The sequence below is a fragment of the Nonomuraea sp. KM90 genome (genome assembly GCF_052246675.1).
In the GTDB taxonomy this organism is placed as follows: Bacteria; Actinomycetota; Actinomycetes; order Streptosporangiales; family Streptosporangiaceae; genus Nonomuraea.
The window spans coordinates 1-3492 of sequence record NZ_JBQQCB010000296.1 but is presented as its reverse complement, the minus strand read 5'-3'; the positions used below and the strand labels follow the sequence as shown (position 1 = coordinate 3492).

Genomic DNA, 3492 nt, shown 5'->3' with positions numbered 1-3492 from the left:
GGCGTACATGGCCTCGTTGACGCTGTTCATGCCGCCGTGCGTGACGAACAGCGCGGCCCGGGCCAGCACCTCGTTCTGCGGGACGAAGCGGCGCGCGATCACGTTGTCCGGCAGCGGATCCAGCGCGGCCGGATCGGTCTCCCCGGTGGAGATGATCACGGTGCCGCCCAGCGGGGCGAGACCGGTGACGAAGTTGCGCAGCAGCTGCGGGCCCGCGTTGAACACCGTGCCCAGCGAGGCGTACAGCACGGGGGTCCGCAGGCGATCGAGCGGGAACGACGGGTCGGGCGGGCGGGAGCCCAGGCTGGGGCCGACGAACCGGAACGACTCGCCGAGGGTGCCGGCGCCGGGCTGGAAGTCGCGTGAGGTGAAGACCAGGTTGAGCGGCTGGCGTACGTTCGGGAAATCGAACCGCGGCAGTCCGCGGGTGTCGTAGCGGCGCCGCAGGCTGCGCCGCCACCGCAGGTAGTCGCGGGTGTTGCGGGGATGGGCCGCCGCCTGGGCCAGCAGCTTCCACGAGACGCGGGTGGGGCTGGGCGCATGCCGGTTGTACGCGAACGTGGTGAACAGCGATACCGCGGGCACGCCGAGCTCGCGGGCGGCGACCGCGGCCCAGAGGCAGGCCGAGTCGTGCACGATCAGGTCGGGCCGGATGTCGCGCAGCTCGGCGAGCACCTGAGGCAGCAGGCCGACGGTGGTGCGCGCGATCCCCTCCAGCATCGTGACCGGCATCGGCGGATCGGCGAGCGGCCGGTCGGCCTCGGGGTAGAGGCACACGGTCGCGCCGGTGGCCGCGATCTCCGCCGAGAACTCGGCGGAGATGTGGTAGGTGACGGAGTGACCGCGCCGGACGAGCTCGGCCACGACCGGCAGGGTCGGGTTGATGTGCCCGTGCATCGGGATGTTGAGGAACGCGACGGTGCTCATCGGCCGGCCCCCGCTGCCGGGGCGGGCAGGCCGGCCGAGGCACCGTTCACCCCGTAGAGGCCGGGCCCGTTGACGCGCAGCCCGTCGAGAAAGCGGCCCGCCGCGTGGGCGGCGGTGATGATCAGCCGCTGGGACTGGCGGAAGTCCCACGGAGCGGGCCAGGTCTTGATGCCGGTCGGCAGCACGACGGTCGGGATCCGGGTGGACACCTCGCGCAGATCGCGCTCGATCTGACGGTGCCCCAGCAGCAGCGCCGCCCTGGCGGCGACCGCGTCGGCCCGCCGGGGCGGCAGGGCCGGGCTCAGCGGCCATTCCGGCCCGGCCGACAGCACCACCACGCTGGCCGCCCCCGCCTCCTGCGCCGCCCGTACGGGGACATAGGCGATCACCCCGCCGTCGATCAACGTCCGGCCGTCCCGATCCACCGGGGGCAGGACCCCCGGAATGGCCGCGCTGGCCAGCAGCGCGGACTCCAGGTCTCCCTCGCTGAGCAACGCCTCGGTGCCGGTGGCCAGATCCGTGGCCACCGCGGTGAAGGGAATCTCCAGCTGCTCGATGCGCCGCGGCAGCTCGGCCCGGGCGATCAGCCTGCGCAGGCCGCGATCGGCGACGATGCTGGCCCGCGAGGACAGGAAGCCGAGCGGATACACCTCGCGGCGGCGGACGCGGGTCCACACGTGGTCCAGCCGCGACGCCGCCGTGCCGGGGTGGGCGGCCACGATCGCGCCGTTGAGGGCCCCGACCGAGGTTCCGATGATCATGTCCGGGACGAACCCGCGCTGCTCCAACGCGTACCCGATGCCGACCTGAGCGGCCCCGAGCACGCCCCCGCCGCCGATCACCGCCGCCACGGGGCGGGGCAGGGCGCCCAGGCCCGTTGATTCCGGTCGGTCCGACGAGGGCGCGTGCATCCCCTCATCGCGTGTCATGGCCTGCGCCTCCCGTGGCCGCGGCCATCCGGCCAAGAACCGTGGAAAGCCGAGGAGGCCGATCTCCGGCGATGTGCCACCCACATGACCCGCCCTTCTCACCAGCGCGCTGAATCGGATAGGTGCCTCACCTAAGACAGGACAGCCACCGGACATGTGACACCCCGCGCGGCTTCGTGGGCGGTCTGGGGCCGGGCGTCACACGGCGGGCCGGTGTCCGGTCTTAGGACACGGGTCGAGCATCACGCGCTCGGCTGCGGCTCCGGCGCGCACCGTCTCCGCTCTCCCGTACGCCGGGGCCGCTCATCCCACGTAGAACAGGACAGAACCATGGTCAGTCCCCTTGCTCAGGCGGCCCGCCACACCATGAGATGGCCCCTCACCGCGGTAAGGAGGGCCACCGCGGTCGCCCTCATCCTGGCGAGCCTCAACCCGGCGCAGAGCGCCGCCGCCCAGGACAGCCGGTCGCGTACGGCGAAGCCCACCATCGTGCTCGTGCACGGTGCCTGGGCGGACGCCTCGAGCTGGAGCCGAGTGGTCGCCAGGCTCCAGGACGACGGATACACGGTTCGGGCGCTCGCCAACCCGCTGCGATCGTTGTCGGGTGACGCCGCGTCCGTGAGGGCCTTCCTGGAAACGCTGACGGGACCGATCGTCCTCGTCGGCCACTCCTACGGCGGGGCCGTGATCACCAACGCGGCCACCGGGAACCCCGACATCAAGGCACTCGTCTACGTCAACGCCTTCGCCCCCGACGCCGGCGAGTCCGCGACCGCACTCGCGGGGCCGGACTCCGCCCTGTCGGCCCCGGACCCGACGACGGTGTTCGACCTCGTTCCCGCCGCCCTTCCGCCCACCGCGGACACCGATCTGTACCTCAAGAAGTCGACGGTCCTGACGTCGTTCGCGAGCGGGCTGAGCCCCGATGACAAGGCGCTGGTGGCGGCCACCCAGCGACCGGCCACGGTCGGGGCACTGAACGAGCCGTCCGGCACCCCCGCCTGGCGGACGATCCCGTCCTGGAGCGTGATCGGCACCAAGGACCTGATCATCCCGCGCAGCGCCCAGCGGGCCATGGCCAAGCGGGCCGGCTCCACCATCACCGAGTACGACGCCGGGCATGTCGGCCTGATGACGGATCCCAGGACCGTCACGAACGTGATCGAGCAGGCCGCGAGGGCGACCGCTCAGTAGCAGGATCCCGGCCGGGACATCGACCGTCGCGGGTCGGTGCCCCGGCGGTTCGTGGCAGCACGAGATCGAGGCGTGGCAGATGCCGCGCCTCGATTTCGTGCTGCCGGTCGCCGTGTCAGCGGCCGTGTCAGCACGGCGACAGCCCGGTATCAGGGTGGTCGGCGATGGTGGATGCCATGGGCGGTCAGGATGTGCGGTTCCGGGTGGTACCTCAGCTATTCAACGTTGCTATGTACCAGTAGTCGGTGTTACTTTGTACCGGTAGTCAGCAGCATTAAGTAGCTGAGGGGGTGTTCCGTGGGCAGGCAGCTGACGGAGATGCTCAAGGGGACGCTGGAGGGCATCGTCCTGGCGTTCCTGGCCGGCCGGCCCGCGTACGGCTACGAGATCACGGCGTGGCTGCGGGATCGGGGCTTCTCCGACATCGCGGAAGGCACCATCT

The 3492-nt window shown here is 71.6% G+C and carries 3 protein-coding genes; 1 reads left to right on the top strand and 2 read right to left on the bottom strand.

Annotated elements, in window-relative coordinates; genetic code table 11:
- The coding region (locus ACTWPW_RS63430) for a macrolide family glycosyltransferase (RefSeq protein WP_443174920.1) at positions 1 to 927 on the bottom strand (927 nt) is incomplete at its 3' end.
- The gene (locus ACTWPW_RS63425; protein WP_443174919.1) at positions 924 to 1856 is read right to left on the bottom strand and encodes a patatin-like phospholipase family protein; all 933 of its coding nucleotides are present in this window, start codon (positions 1854 to 1856) and stop codon (positions 924 to 926) included. The genes ACTWPW_RS63430 and ACTWPW_RS63425, both read right to left, overlap by 4 nt.
- A 330-nt stretch (positions 1857 to 2186) precedes the next feature.
- Between ACTWPW_RS63425 and ACTWPW_RS63420 the strand changes: the two genes are divergently transcribed.
- Positions 2187 to 3050, top strand: coding sequence for an alpha/beta fold hydrolase (locus tag ACTWPW_RS63420; protein WP_443174918.1), 864 nt, complete (start codon positions 2187 to 2189; stop codon positions 3048 to 3050).
- Positions 3051 to 3492 lie beyond the last annotated feature (442 nt).